The organism is Streptococcus mitis, from assembly GCF_946190375.1.
GTDB classification, from domain to species: domain Bacteria; phylum Bacillota; class Bacilli; order Lactobacillales; family Streptococcaceae; genus Streptococcus; species Streptococcus mitis_CJ.
In genome coordinates, this window is sequence record NZ_CAMIAF010000018.1 from 14,974 (window position 1) to 36,902 (window position 21,929).

General features: G+C 38.7%; 36 protein-coding genes and 1 other RNA gene. 8 read left to right on the forward strand and 29 right to left on the reverse strand.

All coding sequences use genetic code 11. The features are described from left to right. Window positions 1–29 precede the first annotated feature (29 nt). From N8M09_RS08710 to N8M09_RS08765, 13 genes are all read right to left on the reverse strand, one after another. A complete protein-coding gene (locus N8M09_RS08710; protein WP_261064899.1) occupies window positions 30–374 on the reverse strand; it encodes an HNH endonuclease signature motif containing protein in 345 nt (114 codons plus the stop codon). A gap of 212 nt (window positions 375–586) precedes the next feature. Further along, complete coding sequence (locus N8M09_RS08715; protein WP_261064900.1) at window positions 587–1,156, reverse strand: site-specific integrase; 570 nt, start codon at window positions 1,154–1,156, stop codon at window positions 587–589. Between the two features lie 134 nt (window positions 1,157–1,290). After that, a complete protein-coding gene (locus N8M09_RS08720) occupies window positions 1,291–1,716 on the reverse strand; it encodes an ArpU family phage packaging/lysis transcriptional regulator (RefSeq protein WP_261064901.1) in 426 nt (141 codons plus the stop codon). A 30-nt stretch (window positions 1,717–1,746) separates the two neighbouring features. Beyond that, on the reverse strand, window positions 1,747–2,610 hold the full coding sequence (locus N8M09_RS08725; RefSeq protein WP_261064902.1) for an SPFH domain-containing protein: 864 nt from the start codon (window positions 2,608–2,610) through the stop codon (window positions 1,747–1,749). A 58-nt stretch (window positions 2,611–2,668) separates the two neighbouring features. Then, window positions 2,669–2,866, reverse strand: a complete 198-nt coding sequence (locus tag N8M09_RS08730) for a hypothetical protein (protein WP_261064903.1) — start codon at window positions 2,864–2,866, stop codon at window positions 2,669–2,671. A gap of 5 nt (window positions 2,867–2,871) precedes the next feature. Beyond that, complete coding sequence (locus N8M09_RS08735) at window positions 2,872–3,552, reverse strand: PcfJ domain-containing protein (RefSeq protein WP_261064904.1); 681 nt, start codon at window positions 3,550–3,552, stop codon at window positions 2,872–2,874. 108 nt (window positions 3,553–3,660) lie between these two features. Further along, window positions 3,661–3,888: a hypothetical protein gene (locus tag N8M09_RS08740; protein WP_261064905.1), complete on the reverse strand. Its 228-nt coding sequence runs from the start codon at window positions 3,886–3,888 to the stop codon at window positions 3,661–3,663. After that, a complete protein-coding gene (locus N8M09_RS11260; RefSeq protein ID WP_314726062.1) occupies window positions 3,888–4,082 on the reverse strand; it encodes a hypothetical protein in 195 nt (64 codons plus the stop codon). Before N8M09_RS11260 ends, N8M09_RS08740 begins: the two co-directional genes overlap by 1 nt. Further along, window positions 4,082–5,017 carry a phage replisome organizer N-terminal domain-containing protein gene (locus tag N8M09_RS08745; RefSeq protein WP_261064906.1) on the reverse strand — a complete coding sequence of 312 codons (936 nt, stop codon included), beginning with the start codon at window positions 5,015–5,017 and terminating at the stop codon, window positions 4,082–4,084. Before N8M09_RS08745 ends, N8M09_RS11260 begins: the two co-directional genes overlap by 1 nt. Beyond that, window positions 5,010–5,348 carry a hypothetical protein gene (locus tag N8M09_RS08750; protein ID WP_261064907.1) on the reverse strand — a complete coding sequence of 113 codons (339 nt, stop codon included), beginning with the start codon at window positions 5,346–5,348 and terminating at the stop codon, window positions 5,010–5,012. Before N8M09_RS08750 ends, N8M09_RS08745 begins: the two co-directional genes overlap by 8 nt. A gap of 12 nt (window positions 5,349–5,360) precedes the next feature. After that, window positions 5,361–5,675 (reverse strand): hypothetical protein, encoded by a 315-nt coding sequence (locus tag N8M09_RS08755; RefSeq protein WP_261064908.1) that lies wholly within the window; start codon window positions 5,673–5,675, stop codon window positions 5,361–5,363. A 13-nt stretch (window positions 5,676–5,688) separates the two neighbouring features. Next, the gene (locus N8M09_RS08760; protein WP_261064909.1) at window positions 5,689–5,967 is read right to left on the reverse strand and encodes a helix-turn-helix domain-containing protein; all 279 of its coding nucleotides are present in this window, start codon (window positions 5,965–5,967) and stop codon (window positions 5,689–5,691) included. An 86-nt stretch (window positions 5,968–6,053) separates the two neighbouring features. Next, window positions 6,054–6,197 (reverse strand): hypothetical protein, encoded by a 144-nt coding sequence (locus N8M09_RS08765; RefSeq protein WP_261064910.1) that lies wholly within the window; start codon window positions 6,195–6,197, stop codon window positions 6,054–6,056. 117 nt (window positions 6,198–6,314) lie between these two features. On the opposite strand from N8M09_RS08765, the gene N8M09_RS08770 reads away from it, so the two are divergent. Further along, window positions 6,315–6,788, forward strand: coding sequence for a hypothetical protein (locus N8M09_RS08770; protein ID WP_261064911.1), 474 nt, complete (start codon window positions 6,315–6,317; stop codon window positions 6,786–6,788). Here N8M09_RS08770 and N8M09_RS08775 read toward each other — a convergent pair. From N8M09_RS08775 to N8M09_RS08785, 3 genes are read right to left on the reverse strand one after another with little or no spacing between them, the layout of a single operon-like run. Beyond that, window positions 6,771–6,941 (reverse strand): hypothetical protein, encoded by a 171-nt coding sequence (locus N8M09_RS08775; protein ID WP_194251983.1) that lies wholly within the window; start codon window positions 6,939–6,941, stop codon window positions 6,771–6,773. The genes N8M09_RS08770 and N8M09_RS08775 overlap by 18 nt on opposite strands. Before the next feature lie 5 nt (window positions 6,942–6,946). Then, window positions 6,947–7,099: a hypothetical protein gene (locus tag N8M09_RS08780; protein WP_261064912.1), complete on the reverse strand. Its 153-nt coding sequence runs from the start codon at window positions 7,097–7,099 to the stop codon at window positions 6,947–6,949. A 10-nt stretch (window positions 7,100–7,109) separates the two neighbouring features. Further along, the gene (locus tag N8M09_RS08785; RefSeq protein ID WP_261064913.1) at window positions 7,110–7,823 is read right to left on the reverse strand and encodes an ORF6C domain-containing protein; all 714 of its coding nucleotides are present in this window, start codon (window positions 7,821–7,823) and stop codon (window positions 7,110–7,112) included. A 53-nt stretch (window positions 7,824–7,876) separates the two neighbouring features. On the opposite strand from N8M09_RS08785, the gene N8M09_RS08790 reads away from it, so the two are divergent. After that, window positions 7,877–8,584 carry a hypothetical protein gene (locus N8M09_RS08790; protein WP_261064914.1) on the forward strand — a complete coding sequence of 236 codons (708 nt, stop codon included), beginning with the start codon at window positions 7,877–7,879 and terminating at the stop codon, window positions 8,582–8,584. Here the strand turns inward: N8M09_RS08790 and N8M09_RS08795 are convergent. The 7 genes from N8M09_RS08795 to N8M09_RS08825 form a co-directional block, all read right to left on the reverse strand. Beyond that, the gene (locus tag N8M09_RS08795) at window positions 8,581–8,850 is read right to left on the reverse strand and encodes a hypothetical protein (RefSeq protein ID WP_261064931.1); all 270 of its coding nucleotides are present in this window, start codon (window positions 8,848–8,850) and stop codon (window positions 8,581–8,583) included. The two genes, N8M09_RS08790 and N8M09_RS08795, sit on opposite strands and share 4 nt — an antisense overlap. A gap of 33 nt (window positions 8,851–8,883) precedes the next feature. Beyond that, the gene (locus N8M09_RS08800) at window positions 8,884–9,045 is read right to left on the reverse strand and encodes a hypothetical protein (RefSeq protein ID WP_261064915.1); all 162 of its coding nucleotides are present in this window, start codon (window positions 9,043–9,045) and stop codon (window positions 8,884–8,886) included. Between the two features lie 51 nt (window positions 9,046–9,096). Further along, window positions 9,097–9,237, reverse strand: a complete 141-nt coding sequence (locus tag N8M09_RS08805; RefSeq protein ID WP_261064916.1) for a hypothetical protein — start codon at window positions 9,235–9,237, stop codon at window positions 9,097–9,099. Window positions 9,238–9,246: 9 nt separating this feature from the next. After that, complete coding sequence (locus N8M09_RS08810; RefSeq protein ID WP_261064917.1) at window positions 9,247–9,444, reverse strand: hypothetical protein; 198 nt, start codon at window positions 9,442–9,444, stop codon at window positions 9,247–9,249. A 119-nt stretch (window positions 9,445–9,563) separates the two neighbouring features. Continuing rightward, window positions 9,564–9,770: a helix-turn-helix transcriptional regulator gene (locus N8M09_RS08815; protein WP_261064918.1), complete on the reverse strand. Its 207-nt coding sequence runs from the start codon at window positions 9,768–9,770 to the stop codon at window positions 9,564–9,566. 22 nt (window positions 9,771–9,792) lie between these two features. After that, window positions 9,793–9,936 carry a hypothetical protein gene (locus N8M09_RS08820; protein WP_194282332.1) on the reverse strand — a complete coding sequence of 48 codons (144 nt, stop codon included), beginning with the start codon at window positions 9,934–9,936 and terminating at the stop codon, window positions 9,793–9,795. Between the two features lie 628 nt (window positions 9,937–10,564). Next, window positions 10,565–10,702: a hypothetical protein gene (locus N8M09_RS08825; protein ID WP_153192915.1), complete on the reverse strand. Its 138-nt coding sequence runs from the start codon at window positions 10,700–10,702 to the stop codon at window positions 10,565–10,567. 152 nt (window positions 10,703–10,854) lie between these two features. Here N8M09_RS08825 and N8M09_RS08830 point away from each other — a divergent pair, with 152 nt between their 5' ends. The 3 genes from N8M09_RS08830 (at window position 10,855) to N8M09_RS08840 (ending at window position 14,023) form a co-directional block, all read left to right on the forward strand. Beyond that, complete coding sequence (locus N8M09_RS08830) at window positions 10,855–11,631, forward strand: S24 family peptidase (protein ID WP_261064919.1); 777 nt, start codon at window positions 10,855–10,857, stop codon at window positions 11,629–11,631. A 153-nt stretch (window positions 11,632–11,784) separates the two neighbouring features. Beyond that, the gene (locus N8M09_RS08835; RefSeq protein WP_261064920.1) at window positions 11,785–12,816 is read left to right on the forward strand and encodes an Abi family protein; all 1,032 of its coding nucleotides are present in this window, start codon (window positions 11,785–11,787) and stop codon (window positions 12,814–12,816) included. A gap of 124 nt (window positions 12,817–12,940) precedes the next feature. Beyond that, on the forward strand, window positions 12,941–14,023 hold the full coding sequence (locus N8M09_RS08840) for a tyrosine-type recombinase/integrase (RefSeq protein ID WP_261064921.1): 1,083 nt from the start codon (window positions 12,941–12,943) through the stop codon (window positions 14,021–14,023). 136 nt (window positions 14,024–14,159) lie between these two features. Here N8M09_RS08840 and ssrA read toward each other — a convergent pair. The 4 genes from ssrA to N8M09_RS08860 form a co-directional block, all read right to left on the reverse strand. Beyond that, window positions 14,160–14,507: a transfer-messenger RNA gene (gene ssrA / locus N8M09_RS08845) on the reverse strand. Between the two features lie 61 nt (window positions 14,508–14,568). Beyond that, window positions 14,569–15,204, reverse strand: coding sequence for an SGNH/GDSL hydrolase family protein (locus tag N8M09_RS08850; protein ID WP_261064922.1), 636 nt, complete (start codon window positions 15,202–15,204; stop codon window positions 14,569–14,571). A 1-nt stretch (window position 15,205) separates the two neighbouring features. Then, on the reverse strand, window positions 15,206–16,033 hold the full coding sequence (locus tag N8M09_RS08855) for an HAD family hydrolase (RefSeq protein ID WP_261064923.1): 828 nt from the start codon (window positions 16,031–16,033) through the stop codon (window positions 15,206–15,208). A 21-nt stretch (window positions 16,034–16,054) separates the two neighbouring features. Continuing rightward, window positions 16,055–17,374, reverse strand: a complete 1,320-nt coding sequence (locus N8M09_RS08860; RefSeq protein ID WP_314726063.1) for a CapA family protein — start codon at window positions 17,372–17,374, stop codon at window positions 16,055–16,057. A 373-nt stretch (window positions 17,375–17,747) separates the two neighbouring features. On the opposite strand from N8M09_RS08860, the gene def reads away from it, so the two are divergent. Together def and rlmB are read left to right on the forward strand one after the other, a co-directional pair. Further along, complete coding sequence (gene def, locus N8M09_RS08865; RefSeq protein ID WP_261064924.1) at window positions 17,748–18,359, forward strand: peptide deformylase; 612 nt, start codon at window positions 17,748–17,750, stop codon at window positions 18,357–18,359. Between the two features lie 44 nt (window positions 18,360–18,403). Next, window positions 18,404–19,132, forward strand: coding sequence for a 23S rRNA (guanosine(2251)-2'-O)-methyltransferase RlmB (rlmB, locus tag N8M09_RS08870; protein WP_000855742.1), 729 nt, complete (start codon window positions 18,404–18,406; stop codon window positions 19,130–19,132). Window positions 19,133–19,564: 432 nt separating this feature from the next. On the opposite strand, the gene htpX is transcribed toward rlmB, so the two are convergent. Continuing rightward, window positions 19,565–20,464 (reverse strand): zinc metalloprotease HtpX, encoded by a 900-nt coding sequence (gene htpX / locus N8M09_RS08875; protein WP_261064925.1) that lies wholly within the window; start codon window positions 20,462–20,464, stop codon window positions 19,565–19,567. Window position 20,465: 1 nt separating this feature from the next. Further along, complete coding sequence (locus tag N8M09_RS08880) at window positions 20,466–21,026, reverse strand: LemA family protein (protein WP_000219846.1); 561 nt, start codon at window positions 21,024–21,026, stop codon at window positions 20,466–20,468. Window positions 21,027–21,119: 93 nt separating this feature from the next. On the opposite strand from N8M09_RS08880, the gene rsmG reads away from it, so the two are divergent. Continuing rightward, window positions 21,120–21,833: a 16S rRNA (guanine(527)-N(7))-methyltransferase RsmG gene (gene rsmG / locus N8M09_RS08885; protein ID WP_261064926.1), complete on the forward strand. Its 714-nt coding sequence runs from the start codon at window positions 21,120–21,122 to the stop codon at window positions 21,831–21,833. Window positions 21,834–21,929: the final 96 nt, after the last annotated feature.

A 21,929-nucleotide genomic window follows, 5' to 3' on the forward strand; every position in this document is an offset into this window, starting at 1 on the left:
AATAATATAATTTTTCTTTTTTGGTTTCTTCAAGCTCTATACTTTGTCCAATCTCTTGACTGTGGCAGATTGCGATTGCCTACAACAGTAGCATTCGCTGATCTATCGTCAGCATATAACTTATCAGACTTCTGTCTGTTGCATTGCCAGTGGGCTAACTGCAAGTTTTGAATATCTGATGGATGACCGTTGCGATTGATTGGAATAATGTGGTCAATGACCGGACTTAATGGATGTGGGTACCTCAAGGATTTGTCAACTGGTAATCCACAAATCCCACAAGTATTTCTTGTTTTGAGAATAATATTTTTATTCTTTTCAAAAGCAACTCTGTGAGGACCGCTCCGGTCCGGTCTATCCTGGGGGGTATTCATTTAGGGAGGGGCCTTTCTTTTTAGTAGGGAGGGGCTAAAATTTTATGATGTAGGGGGGAGTTTTTCAACCTCTGACACCCTCGTTTATTTAACATATCTTATATTCTGTTAAATAAAATTAAACAACTTTAAAGTCAAGAGTACCAAGGCTTTCACTATGTTTTTCTAAAAACAAATTTACATTTTCTCATTATGTAAAATAGATGGGCTATTTAGTAGTAGTCAAATGATAGTATACTTTCATCCAATTCGTCCTGACTATAACCTATATAACCAAGCGTGATGTCTGGTGTAGAGTGGTTGAAAATCTTTTGCAGAATAGCTACATTACCATTCTTTTTGTAGTGATGATAACCAAAAGTCTTCCTCATTGAATGAGTACCTATATGGTTCAATCCGACATACTTAGCTGCATCCTGTAGTATTTGATATACTGCTACTCTTCCTATATGAGTGATACGAACACCATCTGTTCGTTTTTTCTTTTTACTTGGGAATAGATAATCGTACTCTGCTAATTGATTATCTTTTATGTATCTATTTATTTCTTTTCTTAAAGGGGGACTGATTGGAAAATACCTTATCTTCCCAGTCTTCTTCTCTCTTAGTTCAATCCTGTCTGCAATCACTTGCTTAACTTGAAGAGGTACTATATCGCTCACTCTTAGACCAGAGTAGATTCCAAACATAAACAAAACATAGTTTCTGTCACTTTTGTTTTTCAAGTAATCTTTGATTCGTTCGATATCGTCTAGATCACGGATTGGTTCTACTTTTTTCACGATATCACCTCCAAACTCAAAGAAAAAGACAGGGTGTGCCTGCCTTTACAATTATTTCATAATATAATTTTAGCACATAAAATCATACATCCACTCCGAACTTACTCCGAATTTACTCCAAAAAAACTCCAAGTTTACTCCAAAATTTCAACCTGTTCACCATTGCGGTATAACTCTGCAAATGCCATCAGAGACTTATCTAAGATGTCGTAATATGAACTTTCTGAAAGAGACAACCCCATTGCGATTGTTTCATCCTTCTTGCAATTCCACTGAAGATACTTCTCAAAAAGTATCCTACGATAGAGGGGATCATGTAATCTACTGACAGCTTGCTCAATTGCATCCAGCTCAATCTCTGCATCAACTTTTCGTATAGCCAATTTTTCAACTTGACTATCTCTCCCGCTTGATGGATTTCGTGGCATAAATGAATAGGTAGTAGTCACTTTCTGACCTTCAGTGTCATTGGCAACACGACGCCATCGAGGATATCCTTTTAAAATTTTCTTGGCATTTTCTTTTGTTTTGGTTTCATTTATATCAGGAAAGAAAGGCATCACTCACCTCGTTTCTATGCCGTTTATATTTTATTCATGATTTGTAATCACGCCACCAGCTCCATTAACAGTAACCCAGCCATGCTTCTCTCTGGCTTCTGCTTCTTTCATCCGGATAAGATTATCTGTGATTGAATCTGACTTAGCTTTATTTGCTTTGGCTTCACCTTCTGCTTTAATGATACCTGCGTCTGCTTCTGCTTGAGCTTGAACTTTCTTGGTATCGGCTTCAACCTTAGCTTTCTCCTGTTCCTGTTTAGCTGTATCGATTTCCTTTTGTTTGACCGATTCATTTTTGATTGCTGCTTCAATTTCATCCCCAGCATCCTGATCTGTAATTGTAAAAGAAACAAACTCCAAATCGTAAGACTCAAATTTTTCTTTAAGAGCCTTATCAATCGCCTCATAGACTTCAGTACGCTTGTCACCCAGCACATCATAGATATCATAATTACCTGTTACCGATTCTATAGCGCGTTGAACTGCTGGCGCAATGACACTCTCATTCACATTTTCTAGCGTTGTGTAGTTTGAAAATATCGTCATAGCCTTTTCTTTATTAACACGATACTTCACATCAATGTTAGTATTCAGCCATTGACCATCTTTAGTTTGAGTCGTGATTTTCTCCATTGTTTTTGTTTGAACAGATGTAGATAAAGTGTAGACTTTGTCAATAAATGGCATTTTTAGATGATAGCCTGTTTGTAGGGTGTTTTCTTGCACACCTCCAATTGCGCTAACCTTAACCCCAACTGTATTAGCTGGGATACGTTTCACAGCCGTGAGACGAAAAATCCCAAGTGAAGCAACAGCTGCGACTGTAATGATACCGCCTTTAGCAAGTTTTGTAAGTGTTGTTTTTCCTGTTTCATGATTGTATTGTGTAAACATTGATTTTACTCCTTTTTTAAATTATTTTCCCATCAAAAATTTAAATTTTTCATATCGTTCAATTAGTCCCTGTATGTTCATTCTCAAACTCCTCGCTTTCAATTTTTCTAATATCAACAACGTCTTCAAAATGTTCTCTTGAACACCACTTATTTTTTATACACTCTCTAATAAAATTGTTTTTATAAAAACAATGTTCTATGTAAGCAACAAGTGCCTGATAAAAATAATATAATTTTTTCTTTTCATCCTTCACACCTCCTACGCTGATTTTTGTACTAATTTCGTTTGTTTCATCCATTCCTTGGCTATGTTCCAGACTTCAGCTGGTACATCTTGGTTATACTTGCCACGAAATTGGGCTATCTTCCCCTGCCTTACTTCAAGTGTGTAAAGAGGTGTTTTAGGTTGATTTGACAGGCGGACAAACACTATTAAGGTATTACCTTTAAAATGCTTGTCTGTGTATGAGCTTACGCAATGATGTAGTTTCTTACCCTCATAGATCAGCTCAGCCACTTTTCTAGGGACATGGAATGTGTATCCATTGATTGTCTTATCCATTCCTTCTCTAAGTTTAAACTCAGCTTCAAGCTGCTTGCGTTTCTTCTTATCTTCCAGTTTTTGTTTTTCTTCGACGAATTGATTGTATAATCCGACTGTGTGGTTATGCATGGCCGTGAAATCCTTTGGCACAAGCATAGCATCACCTTCAGGCTCAATGCCCATTTCTCGTAGCATTGTGAGATAGTCAAGGTATTCATTGAAGTCAATATGATTCTTGATAACCCAATTCTGAAACTTATTGATCCCGACACCTTTCGGTATATGCTTGATATCGTGGTAAGTCAGATAAGACTCAATGCTAGGTACTAGCTGGCCGTTCCGTTCTTTTAATCGACGGCTCAACTCAAATTCATTAAAACTACGATTTGATTTCATTCATATCATTTTCCAAAAAATGCGACTGCCTTTGTGTGCTTGGCTAAATACGGGCAGTCGCTCGTCCAAGGTCACATAACCTTTACTGACGCATATTCTAGCTCGCTTTTAACGTGGTTCGCGGCACGTTGATTTTGTCACTAAGTAATAGCAATCTACCGCACCATAATCAAACCTCACATCGTCTTTTCCGATGTGTTTCTTGAATTTTGGTCTGGTAATACCTGAGAAAGTCCACTGATGGTCTTCCATATGCTCAATGAGCTCATCGACATTGTCAAACGTTCCAAGGTAAAACTTGCAGTGCCCGTTGTAGACGAAGTAAAGATTTAACATCACTCCACCTCAATTGGGTAAAAGTTCCCAAAGGAACCCCTCAATGCCTTGCCGACCTGTACGGCGGCCGCCCGAGAAACAAACCGCAAAGCTTTCTTCTCCTCAGAACATGAAATGTCCAAGCCAGTCACGCCGATAACGACGGATCTCAGAAACGGCTTATCCTCTCTTGTCCCATGTTTTAAAATAAACATCAGCCACCTCCATTCTCAAGCCTTTCAAGTAATTCACGTTTCCGTTTTTCAAGCTCTTCCTTGTCTTCCTCGCTCGTAGTATTCACATAGTTAGGTTGAGACCATTCAGGAACATTGGATTTTCCTTGTGCTGGGCGGTTGTAGTTCTTACCCTCTTTATATTTACGATCGTCCTCATCTACCTGTTCAATCGTTGTGAAACCCTTCTTTTTCCAATTTTCAAGAATGGCAATTAGATAATTGAAACTTGGTTTGTGTGACCCTGAAGTTTTCTCGATTGCACGGTTCAACATATCAAAGCTCATTCCATCAAGTCCTACATAATCAAGTAACTGTTGATGTGACTTATCAGTTAGATGGATTCCGCTATTTTTCAAATTTTCAGAAAGGCTGGAACTAGTCATCACCTTATTATTAATTATCTCTATATCTTTATCTAATTCTTTATCTAATTCTTTATCTAATTCTTTATCTAATGCGTTACTGTGCGTTACTGTAACGTTATCCATAACGTTATCAGTAACGTTACTTTCGTTGTTCTGTGCAAGTAATTTCTGTTTTTGTCGGTGACGTGCGGCTCTATTTCGATTTTGCTCTTTTATTTTTTCCATGCCGTCAATGTTCTGATGTTTCTCCCAATTGGGTAACATTATCACTCCATCTATTTTTTCAACCATTCCAAAATTTTCAAAAACCTCAAGAGCCATACGAACTGTATTCAGCGGACGGTGGAACGTTTGTGCAAGCATTTCATCAGTGTATACAATGTTTTTAGAAATGGCTAGTACGCCTTTTCTATTCAATTTGCCTGCTAGCGTTATAAGTTTGATCCAGATTACAATAATTGCATCACGATCAGGCAAGGCATCAATCAGGCACATTTTTTCATCGTCAAAAATATCGGTTGTGATTTTAATCCACTTGATTTCAGACATACCGAGCACCCCACTTCCTACGGTTCGCACGGTACTTCATCCGCATATCCTCATAGATATACCTGCTTTCTAACTCTAGTTTTTCAAGCTTGATCAGACGATTTTGAGAGACCACATCATGATAGTCTTTTGTTAGTTTTTCAAAGTCCTTAACAATTTTTTCATAGTCCTTGGTTAATTTTTCATAGTCAGTTATGTATTCTTTGACTAATAATAGATTTTTGTGATCATATTCCCAAATCGTAATAAAATGTCTTTTATCTGATCCCTTTTCTATCGCTTCTTTGATATACATAATCTGGTCATCCAGCCATTGAATCAATCTTTCCATTTCCTGACCTCCTCACTTCAAGATGTGCATTTTAGGCTCTGGCAATGCCAGAGGTTCTGGGCGTAAGCCTTGAGGCGGTTCGTTGTCATATGTGAATCCTTTGAACTCTCTACGGATATTCTTGCGGATTTCTTGACGTTCTGCCTCTCTACCACGTTCGTATGCATGGTTGTACCCTTTGATAATCATAGACGCAAATTCTTGCTCTTCTCGTCTTTCTTCTTCCTTGCGTTTTTCCTGCAATTTGATATGACGGCAAGCCCCTGCAAATCCAATCAGCAAGGCTCCAACCCCCATCAGCTGGTCTATAATCGGTGGTTCAAACATTTTTTAATCTCCTTTATTGTGCTAACTGACTTTGAAACCGAAGTACATCGTTCATGTCATATAAATATTTACCGCCTTTGGCATTTTGCTGGTAGCGGAATTTCCCTGCGTCTCTGAAATCTTCAATTTTCTTACGCCCCCAACCTGTTTTCTCTTGGACATCTTTGATTGAAGCCCAGTTCGTACCTCTTGATACTCGTAGTTTTGCTTCAGTCATAGCTTTCACATTCAACTGTACAAGCTCTTCCAACAGTTCATTTTTGAAATCTTCTCCAAACACTTCCAAAGCCATTGGCAATTTCCTCTCTTTCGTGTTATAATTCAGTTAGTTATATTAGTATGCGCCTGATTGCGGTCAGGTGCTTTTTTGTGTTGTTGTCAAACTGTCTTACTTTCCATCGCCCTGAGTTCTATCTCATGGCTGACTTGTCTAAATAGCTTCTCACACGCTATTTTTGCTTCTCTGTACGTTGTATTTTCACTGATGAAGTAATCAGCAAGTTCGATGATTTTATCTTCCATCAATACCTCCTATATCAGTCTCAAGACTGATGTGATTCCTTCCCAAATTGCTATAATATTCTTAACTAGGACCTCTCGCGTTTTAGTCAAAAATTCAATAGAAATGAGGAGAAGAGAATGAATCTCAATCAAATTCGTATTTTAGAAGCTTGTCATAAATTTTTAATTGGTCTTACGGAATTTAAGGATGAATTACAAAATGATTCCCTCATCTACCGATTCCAAGATAAAAATATTACCTTTGTAACCTATCAAGAATACATGAATTTATCATTTACCGATTACAAATTAAAATTTGATTCTCTGCATGGTTCCATAACTAATATAGATGCTAGAGAAGATTTGATAGATGTATTATTCCAAAGCGAACATGAATTAAGAGTTTTAAACAGCATATCCGATTTAGAACAAGCTCGTATTCAGATTTTTAAACTACTATCACAAGCTAATCTTGAAATACTAACTGAAAAAAATTCAAATGCAAAAAAAGATTATTTTGGTTACCAGTTCCGTAATCTCGAAACAAAAGAATCATATCCAATTTATTTGTTTCCAGAAAATGCTAATTTTGAACTAGTTGCCATCATTTGATAGGATATCTGCTTCAAAACGAAACCAATTCAGCTCATGAGCAAGCTCTTCAAGCTCGTGAGCTTTTTTATTGAACTCTTTGACAAGCTCATTAAATTTCTCCATATTCGTAACATTTACTTTAACTTCAAGGTTCATTGAATTTTTAGCCATTCTTCTTACCTACTTTCTTTATCTAAAATTTTTCCAAATATATTTTTCGCTTGTATATTTCCAGTATTAATCTTATTGATATTCAATACCAACTCAGGGTCCACCTTTACAAAGGTGGATTCTTTTTTTCCGCTATACGGATATCGTTTTGGTCTCATTTTATTCCTCCTACGCTTGGCTAAATGCGTTCATTTCCATGATCTTCATCTTAGTATTAGTGCTTGGTTCCCACGTCATCCAGTAGGCCAATGCTGCTTCTGCAAACTTTTTCGGTAGCAAGTCATAGCGACTAATATTAAAATGATCCTTGAAATCAATCTCAGCTTGTCTAAATACCGACTGAGCAAAAATCTTATCAGCATAAGCTGGACTATCAATACCACCCAGGCATGCCACAACCCTAGCCTTACGCTTCTTCAGGAGCGACTGAGCATAGCTTGGATGAATCGGTTGCTCACTCTTCAGATAGTCAATATCTTCCAGCATGCTAGTCTGTTGCTCACGTAATTTCTTCTGTCCAGTAAATAGAGCGATGAAGGCATCCTCATCCAAATCCTCACGGATAAATCCACCCTGCTTGTGAATAGCTGGTAAGACCTCTGATGTTACCCAGCGCTTGAACTCTTTTGCTTGAGGCAACTTGCTGGATAAGATAAGAGAGTAGAGACCAGATTCGTTGATGATGATAGTTTCTTGGACCCTTCCTAAATTATCTGTGAGGCCCTGTTTTAGGGCGTCATCTTCATCAACGTGAAGAGCAATCGCATTTCTAGCCTTGCTATATCCTAGGATGTCTGCAACATCCTTCCCAACGAACCAAGGCTCGTCATCAATTGTCAAAGTACGGACTTCCTGCCCGTGAAAGTTAAAAATTTCGTTCATAATGTTCCTTTCTAAATTTGGTATAATGAAAATAAAACGATTGGAGAAAAATTATGTTTAGATTTCAATTACCTAATGCTAAAGATTGGTTTTATTTCTATGGTGTCTCTAGGAGTGTCCACCCACTCGTAATGCTTAATCTACCTCATATAGCAAATAAGATTTTCCCTGGTATTGTTGATAAGAAATTATATATTGTTGATGCTGAGATTGTCGATGCACCGATGACATTTGCAGATAATCACATCATTTTTTTATCAACCGAAGGTTCAGACCTCTACGCCAGAAACGTTTACCAAGTAGCTCATGAGTTGTGCCATTTTTACATCAATACCAGTGCTAAGCAGCGGACGATGTTTTGGTTCGAGGAAGTGATTTGTGAAATGACAGCTCATTATTTTTTAGAAGAATATTCAAATCAAAACATATGGGATAAACATTCAAGGAGTATGCCATATTTGCAATACAGTCAAGAAAGCCTACTTGATATTGAAGTCTTCAATCACAAAAGATTAATAAAATATCAATCCGACGAAATCATTCATCTTATCCGAAATTCTACAGACCGCCCTAAAAATAGATACTTAGCAACACTGCTACTCCCTATTTTTAGAGAGTTTCCGGCACTCTTTACAGAATTACCTAAATTAGCAAATCTATATGGAATACCCGATTTTGAACTATTTTTAAACGCATGGCATGATGCTGTTGAGCGTGAAAATAAACCAGCCGTTCAAAAGATAATTGAAATTTTTTGTTAAACACCTAAATCCCCTATAATAAGCTCATTCACTGGCAAACCCACAGCAAGACGTTCGTCGTTGTTGAGCGCCCTTGGGCCAACAGCACCTTTTGCAGAGCCTATACCATAATCAACGATTCCTTTGCCAGCAGATAAAGCTCCAATGATCTCGTCTTTAATCTCTGCTTGTGGTTCTAAAATTTTTTCAATTTTATCCAACTTCTCAGCAATATATGTCACGGTCCTCAATATCTCGTTGAGGGCTGTTCTTTCTAGTTCGTTCATAATGTTCCTTTCTAAGTAAAGACTTCTAAAAAATCATAAATTAAATTTATTTCTAATTCTTTCAAGCTCATCATCTTGTATTTTTTTATACTCGTTGATGCGCTTTTTTCTATCTCTTTTGCTAGCGTAGTACGTGGCAAAACCAATGACTATGTTGATAATTATAGTGAAATAAAACCATACTAGTTCGTTCATTCCGTTCTCCTTTCTGCTTGTGATATAACGAAATCAAATACCAACCTCATTTCAAATCAGCTTGGCAATAAATTTTAAGTAGACAGTAGCATGGTTGCTTTCAGCCGTGCTTTTTGTTTTGATTGCTTGCACACCTTTTAATTTTTGGTTATTCAAATAAATACCATCTGCTCTTATTTTTAGTTCATTCATCTTCCCCTCCTACTCCAGCACCTTACTGCCGACTACCAATCGTTTAACGACAACGTCCATCTCCTTAAATTCGGCATTCTCTGCACAGTAGCGGACGCTCTCGCTGATGATGTGACAAATAGAAACGACGTACTCGTTCGCCAGCTCCGTAGCAATCTCCCAGGCATCTCTGTCAATCCATGTTACTTTTTGCGCTGCATTGTTCATACTATTTCCTACTTTCTCTTCGCTTATTTTCCCATCTGTGTTATAATTCAATTAGTAATTTTTGATATGCGCCTGATTGCCGTCAGGTGCTTTTTTTGGTTTTAATTACATTGTTACGGTTAAACCGCAATGTCAGGCAAAAAAATAATATCATCCACTGATACTTCAAAAATATTAGCAATTTGATACGCTTTTGAAACACTTGGCTCTGTTATTCCACGTTCCCAATTCCCCCATGTATCAACCGAAACATTTACAGCTTCTGCTGCATCACTTTGCCTCCAATTTTTGAGTGTTCTTAGTGTTTTTAAAGTCATTTTTTTCACATTACCACCTCCTTATCTTAATTCATCTAATCTGACTTTCCATCGCCCTGAGTTCTATCTCATGGCTGACTTGTTTCAATAGCTTCTCACACGCTATTTTAGCTTCTCTGTACGTTGTGTTCTCGCTGATGAAGTAATCAGCAAGTTCGATGATTTTATCTTCCATGATTTTCTCCAAAAAAATCGGTCTTAAGACCGATGTAACCTCTTCAAAAATTGTTTATAGTTATATTATCCTTAACAAGAAAGGAGCTGATGCAAATTGGCAAAATTTTTGAAGGGGACTGTGTCTCAGTAAACTTCTGGATTCATTTGTAGGTTTACCTTTTGCCTACCGCACCTGGCTAGCAGGGTTCAATAGGGAGAGTTAGCTTTTTCAGGGCGTCTTAGCTAGACGACCAAAAAAAGTTTAAACAAGCTGTCACTTATAAAGTGGCGAAAAAGCTAGACTCTAAAATCGAGAATCAGAGTTTATTTCAACTACAGTGCTGGGGACGATACCAGCGAAGTGTTGTTGACTACTGCTATTAGTTTGAGCAGAACAATTTCCGTAGCGTACTTCAGATAGCAGCTGGAGTACGTTTTTTGATATATGCATTTTATTTTAGTCTCACATTATTTCTCCTTCCTACTCCTTACTTTTTTTATCACATCGGTACTTCACTATCTGACGAATAGTGAAAGATACAATCACAAATCCTGCTAGGATTATCAATCCTGTATTTTCATCCATTGCTTTTCATGGCAAATGATGGTACACTATCAAGTAGAGGTTGGGGCTTCTGCCCCTCTCTCTACTTTTTGTTTTGAAGCTTACGTTTGTGTTCTAAAATTTGTTTGTGCCACAAACGTGCTTCTCTGACTAAGCCTAGTGCCAAGATGACGGTTGCAGTGTCCTTGGTTGCTAGGCTTTTTATGATGTGTTCCATCATTTGCCTTACCTCCTTTTCCTTAAGCTTGATTATATTATACTGCGGTTAAACCGCAATGTCAAGTATTTTTTGCGTTTTTTTCGCAATTTTTTTTTTATTCTTTACTTTTTTGCGTTTTTGCCGTAAAATATACTATGTAAGGAGGGGCGGAAATGAAAGTCGAAAACAAAGAAATTTTTGCCAATAATCTAAGTTTTTACATGGAGCAAAAAGGAGTAGACAGAAATACATTATGTGCAGACTTGGATTTGAAATACACTACAGTTCGTGACTGGCTAAAAGGAATAACTTATCCTCGGATTGGTAAAATTGAACTTTTGGCAAACTATTTTAATATAAATAAATCTGACCTTATCGAAAACAAAATTTCTACTGCTCAACCGTCAGACTCCCTTTTAGAAGAAATTACAAACACCGCTCGAAAATTATCCCCTGAAAATAAAAAAATCGTTCTACGAACGTCTGAGGATCTTCTGAAAGAGCAGAAAAACGAAGAAGAAACGAAGATAAACGAAGTATCGGAGGTTATCAGCTTGTACCAAGTTGAGGTTGTATCTGAGACGGCAGCAGCTTGTGGATTTAACTATGGATTTGGTTACGACGATACAGACAGAGAGACTATAGAGGTTGACGAGCAACCGCCACGCCACGATATTGCTACCAAGGTCAGTGGAGACTCCATGCAACCTGACTATCAAGACGGAGATATTCTCTATTTGGTAGACAAAGGACTGACCACCTACAACGGAGACCTAGCAGTTATCGCATACGGAGACCGTTCTTACTTTAAGAAGATATATACCGAAAACGGACGCTTACGCCTCGTATCACTCAATGACAAGTACGAAGACATCATCCTAGACTTCCCACCAGCCGAAGACACACACATCAAGATCTATGCAGTTGTCGGGGTGTATAGAGGGGAATAAAACCAACTGTTTCCATTTTGGAAATAGTTGCTTGACAAAAATAACAAAAGACTCTATAATGTATTTATACGAATTGGTCCGGATGCCCGATGCATCCTACCGAAAGAGTCTCAATACATTATTGAGGCTCTTTCGTGCTTTATAGGAGAAAAAATGAAACCTTTTTCCGATTTTAATAAACAAATTAAAATATTAGAAAATAGAAACTTAACTATTTTAGATAGAAAAGCTGCTAACTTTGCTCTCAGAAACTACGGTTATTACGAAATAGTAAATGGATACAAGATTTTTTTACTTGATTCATCCAAAAAAGTTGAAACATTTTTAGAAAAGGAAACATTTGAACACCTTGTTTCACTTTATAATCTTGACAAACAAATCAGAAGTTTGGTCATGCAAGCGACTTTGGAAGTAGAGTTATCTCTAAGAACAGCCCTAGCTTATACTCTAGCAGAAGATTTTGGTATTTTAGAATCAGATTATCTGGATAGAAAAAATTACAATAAAGGGAAATTTCAACGTAAACACAAAAAATATCAAAGAGATTTTCTTCTGGATATGCTTAAAGACATCGCAGCCAATAGACCTGTAGAGCCTTTAAACTCTTATCGAATCAAACATAAGCACATACCTCCGTGGATACTTTTTAAAGAAACAACACTAGGAAATATCACCAATTTTATTAAAATCCTAAAAGGTCCACAAAAAGACAAGATTATTTCTCTTTGTACAGGTCTTTCTAGCTCTCAACTAACACCAGCAGATAAAACTTTATTTATAGAAATACTAGATTTAATATTAGCATTCAGAAATCGTGCTGCTCATGGCGGACGCATGTTTAATTATAAAGCAAGTACGAGTCTAAGTTACCACAAAAAGTTTCATAACCAAATAAAGATAACACCGGCTGATTACCGAAATGGTAAAGGGCAAAGAGATTTATATACTTTCTTCCATTCTTTAGCTTTATTTGATAACAAAGAAGGCTTTAACTTATTAGAACTATGTCTCTATTCTATAAAGGAGCATGACGCATCATACCCCTCAGATTGGCTAGTTTTAGCCAGCGAAATGGGATATCCAAAAGATGTTCTAAAAACAGATTTACAAAGGCATCGTAATTTCCACAAAAATTACCGTTGGAGATACCTGTGGCATGCTATAAAAAATATATTTAAAAAATAGAAAACAAAAAATCCCCACACTCAAATTTTGGTCGAGGAGAGTGTGAGGATTAGGTAGTATAGTAAAAGGCATTAAAAAGCCCTCTTTACTATACCCATTTTATCAGGAAATGAGGTAAAAATCAATGGAAATAAAGTCTTATAAAAAGAAAAACGGTGAGACTGCTTACATGTTCCGTGCTTATATCGGGAAAATTAACGGATATAGTCAATACGCTACTCGACGTGGATTTGAAACGAAAGCAAAAGCAAGAGCAGCACTACTTCAGCTTCAGGACGATATTGAGAGTGGTGAGCAAAGCAGGAAAGAAATCACGGTTGAGGAGATTGCTAAAAAATGGCTCAAAGATTATTCTGAAACCGTACAAGACAGCACCTATATCAAGACTTCTAGAAATTTCAAGAATCACATCTATCCAGTTTTCGGCAATAGAAAAATAGCTAGTATCACTCCTCTTCAAATGCAAGAGCAGGCCAATGAATGGTCTAGAAAATTAGTCTATGGTCGTAAATTAAAAGGATTGATGAATAATGTTTTTAAATACGCAATTAGGCATGGATATATTGATACGAATCCAGTTGATAGCGTGATTGCTTCAACAAGAAAGAAATCAGATGGCAAAAGCGACTTTTACAACAAAGACGAACTTCAAAAATTCTTGAAACTTGTCTCCAAAACAAAGGATCTAGAAAAGATAACTCTATTTCGTCTTCTGGCCTTCACAGGGGCACGAAAAGGGGAGATTTTGGCCCTTGAATGGAAAGACTGGACAGATAATACTCTAGACATAAACAAGGCTATTACGAGAGGTTTCGCAGGCGAAGAGATAGGCAACACTAAAACGGTCAGTAGTAATCGACTAATCAGTCTAGACAAAAAGACAAAAAATATTTTGAAAAAATGGAAAAAGCAAAATCCAAATACAAAATATATCTTTGAAAATGAATTTAAAAAGCCAATTCCAAGCACCTTGCCTAGAAAATGGCTTATTAAAATTGTGGAGGGTAGCGACCTGCGTCCGATTAAAATCCACGGGTTCAGACATACACATGCCAGTCTATGTTTCGATGCTGGTATGACCTTGAAGCAAGTCCAACATCGTCTAGGGCATTCTGATTTGAAAACGACCATGAACGTTTATACCCACATAACCAAGCAAGCTAAGGACGACATCGGAGAACGCTTTGCAAATTATATTGATTTTTAAGGAGGTTCGCCTCCTTTTTGTGACTCCTTTTGTGACTCCCTTTTTTACAAAAGAATACCAAGGAATACCAAAGACAAAAACAAAAAACGTTGATTTAACAACGTTTTACCAAGGAATGCAAAAGAATGCAAAGGAATAATGGAGCCGGTGGGAGTCGAACCCACGTCCAAACACCTGCCAACATATTTGTCTACAACCATAGGTTATGTATTAGTTTAACAGTCCCTCGACACATAACTCAAGCCTAGAAACTGCGAGTCTATCAATCTCTTATCAAGCCGCTAGACAAGACTTAATCGTATCTCGCTAATAATAAGACCTGTCATTGAACACGAGCAATCCAAATCGGGTCACGCCTGCTGGTTTTTAGGCAGCTAGAGCGTAAGAAGTGTTATTTTTTGCAGTTATATTTAACTGAGCGTTTACGTCGCCACACGAGTCGCAAAATATGCCTCATAATGCCTGTCGAATCCGTAACGACCCCAAAAGACAATAAAACCATTATACCTTATCTAAGTCAAAAATGCAAAAGGGAAATCAACTAACTAAAAAAGATAGTCTTTCAAGGCTTTTGACAAAACCTGATAACCGGCAATACTGAGGTGCAATCCATCAGTAGTATAGTCTTTTTTGAGTTGGCCTGCTTGGTCTGTCAAAATATCAAAAACTGGCACAAATTCCACCTGCATATAGGCAGAAGCAAGCTCTTGATAGGCTTGATTCCAGTTCTGAATTTTTTCATTCGTGCGGATATAAACCGTCTGCTTGTACTCTTCTCCCTCATTGACAGGCAAAATGGAAAGCAATTTAATCTCAGTCAGTGGATAATCGCGAGCAATGGATTGAATGATCGCTTCGAGATTATTGAGAGCCTCATTCGAAGGCACATCCTTTCCGATATCGTTTGTCCCAATCAGAAGGACAATTTTATCTACCGCCCCACCGTATAGATGCACATCAAGGTTATCTCGTAACAGCCCTGTCTGATATCCTCGAATGCCTCGATTGACAATCGTCTTTGCAGTCCCAAGCAACTCCTGCAGAGGATAATATTCGACAATGGAGTCCCCAATGAAAAGAATATCTGGCTCTACAACTGAAACCTGATTTAAGTGACGATACTTGGTTTGGATTTTACCCTGTTCCTTTAGGAGCCAATTTTCTAATAACTGTACTGCCACTTCATTCTCCTTTTTCTAACCAATTTTCCAAGACTTGGTAAACTCCTCCTTGGCTGTTGGCTGGCGCTAGAGCCGTCGCCACAGCTTTGGCTTTATCATCAGCATTTTCCATCGCATAGGCAATCCCAGCCATTTCAAGCATCTCAACATCATTTTCACTGTCACCAAAAGCCATGATTTGTTTGGGGGTCAAGTCCCAGCGCTTGAGTAATTCTTCCAAGCCCCATGCTTTATGAATCCCAGCTTGGAGAATATCAATACAACCATAGCCACTCGAAACAGCCCGAACACGGCCATCAAAAAGGTCATTAATCTCTGCCAAGACCGAACTCAAACGCTCCTCACCAACAACCATGCTCATCTTGAGAACCCCACCAAAGAGATCAGAGGTTAACTCATCCACAAACTGCATCCGTTGGTAGAATTTTTCAATCATTTCTGGAGTCATAAAACTTTCAAGATCTGTAAAAATCGTACCTTCCTTGACAAAACCACCCTTCATCCCCGTTACAACAAACTGATCTTGACATGCTCGCCCCTTAAAATGAGCCAAAGCCTTGTCGACAATGGCGTCATCCCATGTCTGAGCTTGAATCAATTCGTTGTTTTCAAAAATACGAGCACCATTGGCAACAACCAAAACCACTCGATCCACCAAGTGGCCCAGTAGTTGTCTCATGCGGTGAATCTCATTGCCCGTCGCAATGACAAAACGAATGCCCCTTTTATCCAACTGATCTAAAATCTTTTCCAAGCGTGGAAGATCCAGCTGGCCTCTAGCATCCAGCAAGGTCCCATCCATATCTGTCGCAATTACTTTAATCGTCATTTACTTTCCTCTGGATTCAAGCTAGTCCCACTTCAATCCTACATGTTCGTTCATTTCTTTGTAGGCTGTATCAATTCGTTCCTTAGTCGCTTCATCTAACTGGTCACGATGACTGCCACCCTCGATGAAGTCTTCTAAGATATAGGTTTGATAATGATATAAAGGATAGCCTTCTGGTGAAAAGGTTCCCTTTGGTGTTCGATTGACCCAAGTAGGATGAGCTTTAGCTGTTCCGATAGTTGTTTTTCCATCCTTCTTCTTAATGGTCACGTCCATGAGAACACCACGTTCAGTCCACTTAGCATTTTCTTCATCTCCCATAGATTCAATCCGTTGATTGGAAATGAAGTTCCCCATTGAATAGATAATGAGTTTCTTATCTCCATCTTTTTCAACCGTTTCAGATGGTTCAACAACGTGAGGATGCCCTCCAAAGATGATATCCGCTCCCCAATCAATCATCTTGTGATAAAGAGCTTTTTGTTCTTCAGTTGGTTCCAATTGATACTCAACACCCATTTGAGGCATGATAATGGTGATATCCGCTTCCTTTTCCGCCCGTTCAATTTCAGCCTTCATCTTATCTTCGTTTAAATCTGAAAGATAACGATTATAGTCTTCCTGAGAAATATACTGCTCAATGCCATTGAAACCATAGGAATAGGCTAACAGTGCAACCTTGATACCATTCACTTCCTTAATGACCAGCGGAGCCTGATCCCGTGGCTCGTGCGTATAAACTCCGATTGGAGTGATTCCAGCTTTCTCAATAATATCGGCCGTTGAAATAACTCCCTCAATTTGCGAATCCAAAATGTGATTATGAGCCAAATCTAGAACATGATAACCTGCATCCTTAATGGCATCCATAACTTCAGCAGGAGCATTAAAGAGAGGATAACCTGCTAAATAATGATCCTTATTAATGGTTCCTTCAAAATCACCAATAGCTAAGTCTGCTTGCTTAAGCCAAGGTGTCACATATTCAAAATTCTCATGAAAGTCATAGGTACCGTCTTCTTTTTTAGCTGAAAAGAAAAGTCCATCGTGGTAGAGCAAATCCCCGTGAGCCATAATTCTGGCAGTTTTTTCCTCTTCCTGCTCCTGAGACTTTTGCTTAGTCCCTTCTTGAGAAATGGTATCCTTTTTTTGACTGGTCAGAGGCATGCCTTGGAAACTTTCAAACAACAAGACCAAGCCCATTGATAAAGCAACTGCTAGCAAGAGTATTGCCACAAATCCCTTATTACTCCACTTGCGATAACTCCTAAAAAAGTTTACAAAGCCTCTCACAAAATGAAAAACTGGTCCACGTTTATGTCTATCCTGTCTTCTTTGCATCTTCATTCTCCCTACTTTCTAATGCAAGCCTTTTCTTTTTATTATATCACAGATAAGTAATTCTTTCACAATTGATACTCTTCGAAAATCAAATTCAAACCGCGTCAACGTCGCCTTACCGTATATATATGTAACTGACTTCGTCAGTTCTATCCACAACCTCAAAACAGTGTTTTGAGCTGACTTCGTCAGTTCTATCTACAACCTCAAAGCAGTGCTTTGAGCAACCTGCGACTAGCTTCCTAGTTTGCTCTTTGATTTTCATTGAGTATGAATTGAACTTCCTATCCATTTTCTATAAATCATAAAGGCTGTAATGCTTTCAATCCTTGTCATTTTGTGTTATCATGTAGAGGTAATGAAAGGAGAGAAAATGTCTGCTATAGAACGTATTACAAAAGCTGCTCACTTAATTGATATGAAAGATATTATCCGCGAGGGGAATCCGACTCTTCGCGCAGTTGCTGAGGAAGTCACTTTCCCCCTATCTGACCAGGAAATCATTCTCGGAGAAAAGATGATGCAATTCCTCAAACATTCCCAAGATCCTGTCATGGCTGAAAAGATGGGGCTACGAGGTGGGGTTGGAGTTGCTGCTCCCCAATTAGATATCTCCAAACGTATTATCGCTGTTTTGGTGCCTAATATTGTTGAAGAAGGCGAAACTCCGCAGGAAGCCTACGACTTGCAAGCTATTATGTACAATCCAAAAATCGTCTCTCACTCTGTTCAAGACGCTGCTCTTGGCGAAGGAGAAGGTTGCCTTTCTGTTGACCGCAACGTGCCTGGCTATGTAGTTCGCCATGCTCGCGTTACTGTTGACTACTTTGACAAGGATGGCGAAAAACACCGTATCAAACTCAAAGGCTACAACTCCATCGTTGTTCAACATGAAATTGACCACATCAACGGTATCATGTTTTACGATCGTATCAATGAAAAAGACCCATTTGCAGTTAAAGATGGTTTACTGATTCTAGAATAAAGAAAATCCCGTTGCAAGACGGGGTTTTGTGTTATAATAGAGGCATGAAAACAAATGATATTGTCTATGGCGTCCACGCCGTTACCGAAGCCCTCCTGGCAAACACAGGAAACAAACTTTACCTCCAAGAAGATCTCCGAGGTAAGAATGTTGAAAAAGTCAAGGAACTGGCTACAGAAAAGAAAGTGTCCATTTCTTGGACCTCAAAAAAATCCCTCTCTGAGATGACTGAAGGTGCTGTCCACCAAGGTTTTGTTCTACGAGTGTCTGAATTTGCCTATAGCGAGCTGGATCACATCCTTGCCAAAACACGCCAAGAAGAAAATCCTTTGCTATTAATTCTGGACGGGTTAACCGACCCCCATAATCTGGGTTCTATCTTGCGAACAGCCGATGCGACCAACGTTTCAGGTGTCATCATTCCCAAACACCGTGCTGTCGGAGTTACTCCTGTCGTTGCTAAAACGGCCACAGGTGCTATTGAACACGTTCCGATTGCCCGAGTAACCAACCTCAGTCAAACTCTAGACAAACTCAAGGATGAAGGCTTCTGGACCTTTGGAACAGATATGAATGGTACTCCTTGCCACAAGTGGAATACAAAAGGAAAAATCGCCCTCATCATCGGAAATGAAGGAAAAGGCATCTCTAGCAACATCAAAAAACAGGTCGATGAAATGATTACCATTCCCATGAATGGGCATGTTCAAAGTCTTAATGCCAGTGTTGCTGCAGCCATTCTCATGTACGAAGTTTTCCGAAATAGACTATAAAAGAGGCTGGACAAAAACCAACTTCTAATTAAAAGCACACAGCGATTTCAGCTTTGCTCACAAACAAGCTGAAATCATTGTGTACTTTTTAAATAGCTGATTTGTAGATTGAATTCTTGGACAATTTTGTAAACTCCATGCTCATTAAGATGAATCCTAGCTCTACTACGCTGGCCTACTTGTCTCTAACACACACTCTGAGTTCACCAAAAATATTCTCTAATTTGCGAAGAACGAGATCAGTTTCCATCTTACATTTTGCATAGATTCCAGATTTTTTCTTCAATATATCATGTGTTCTGAACGAAGTTTCCTAAAGAAATTCTAAGTTGTATCGTAACAAATTGATTTCTGAGTTCAATTATATAAGAAAATGAGCATATCCAACTGCGAGAATGCTCATTTTTTAGTATTCTATTAGGCAAATTTTACTTACATATGTTTTAAACGTTCAATCCGTTCCGAGATAGGTGGGTGGGTATAAAAGAGTTTTTGGAACCCTCCACCTTTCTTGGGATCATTGATATAAAGTGCACTACTGGCATCATCAACATGGTGATGCATCGGCTCGCTATTATCCAACTTACGTAGAGCGTTAATCATCCCTTGAGGATTGCGCGTCAACTCGACACTGGAAGCATCAGCTAGGAATTCCCTCTGACGAGAAATAGCTAGTTGCACCAAGGTTGCAGCGAGAGGGGCCAGTACAATAGCTAGTAAAGAAACCACTAGCATAATGATTTCTAAGCCATTTCCATCTCGGTCATCGTCACTTCGTCTGCGACCTGCGCCACCCCACCACATCATACGACCTGCCATACTAGAAAGCATTGTGATAGCACTAGCAAGGGCAACAGCAATAGTCGAAATACGGATATCGTAATTACGAATATGACTGACTTCATGTCCCATAACAGCTTCTAGCTCCTCACGATTCATGATAGCTAGAAGGCCTGAAGTCGCAGCAACCGCCGCATTTTGAGGATTAGAACCTGTCGCAAAGGCATTTAAGGCTGGATCATCAATGATGAAAACACGAGGCATGGGAATCTGAGCCACCATAGCCATATCTTCCACTACATGGTAAAGGTCTGGTGCCATTTGCTCATCAACCTCACGCGCTCCATTCATGGACATGACAATCTCAGTTGATTGAAAAATCATGGACAAGGCATAGATAAAGCCGATAATCAGTGCAATAGCCAAACCACCGAGCCCAGACCTCATAAAGAGGTAACCAACCGCATAGCCAACCAGAGCTAAGAGTAGGAAAAATACCAGCAACAAAATCCAGGTTCTTCGTTTATTGCTTGCAATTTGATCAAACAACATCTTAGTCACCTAAACCGCTAAAATCAACTTTAGGAACTGCCTTTTCCTCTTCTGGTGTTTGAAGGAAATCTGCTGCTTTAAATCCAAACATTCCAGCGATAATATTGCTTGGGAAAGTTTCTAATTTTACATTGTAATTGCTAACAACACTGTTGTAAAGTTGACGAGAGTAAGAAATTTTATTTTCTGTATTGGTCAATTCCTCTTGCAATTTAACAAAGTTGGCACTAGCTTTCAAATCTGGATAGCTTTCTGCAACTGCAAAAATACCTGAAACCTGACGAGTGAGGGCATCACTAGCTTTCATAGCTTCTGCTGGTGAAGTCGCTGCCGCCACTTGGTTACGTAGTTCTGCCACCTTTTCAAGGGTAGAACCTTCATACTTGGCATAACCTTTTACAGTTTCAATCAAGTTTGGCAAGAGGTCGTTTCGACGTTTCAACTGAACATCAATTTGGCTCCAAGCCTCCTTGGTTTGCATACGATTTTTAACCAAACCGTTATAGCTAACAATCACAAAAATAACAACAAGAGCCAAAACTCCAAGAATAATCCAAGTCATGATATAAGTCCTTTCTACTTTTAGATTAGTACCAGTATATCAAATTTTTAATGATTGTGGTAAAATAAGATGATACTAAAGAAGGAAATAACTATGAAACCAGAAACATTTTACAACTTGCTTACCGAACAGAATCTTCCACTTTCGGACCAGCAAAAAGAACAATTTGAACGTTATTTTGAGCTCTTGGTCGAGTGGAATGAAAAGATTAATTTGACAGCTATTACAGATAAGGAAGAAGTTTATCTCAAACATTTTTATGATTCGATTGCACCTATTCTGCAAGGCTTGATTCCCAATGAAAATATCAAATTGCTTGATATCGGTGCTGGGGCAGGATTTCCTAGTCTACCGATGAAAATCCTCTATCCTCAGCTAGATGTGACCATCATTGATTCGCTAAATAAGCGCATCAACTTCCTTCAGCTTTTGGCTCAGGAACTGAATTTGGACGGAGTTCATTTCTATCATGGACGTGCAGAAGACTTTGCCCAAGACAAAAACTTCCGTGCTCAATATGATTTTGTAACAGCTCGTGCGGTTGCCCGCATGCAGGTCTTGTCTGAATTGACCATCCCTTACCTGCAAGTTGGTGGCAAACTATTGGCACTCAAGGCCAGTAATGCGCCTGAGGAGTTGCTAGAAGCTAAGAATGCCCTCAATCTCCTTTTTAGTAAGGTCGAAGACAATCTCAGCTACGCCCTGCCAAATGGAGATCCGCGTTACATCACAGTGGTAGAAAAGAAAAAGGAAACACCAAATAAATATCCACGTAAGGCTGGCATGCCAAATAAACGCCCGCTTTAATCTTTTTAGTAAAAAAATATTTACAAAGTTTGTAATTTTTGCTATACTATCACAAGCAAAGGTTTTTAATGTCATCCCGTGAGGTGACGAAGACGC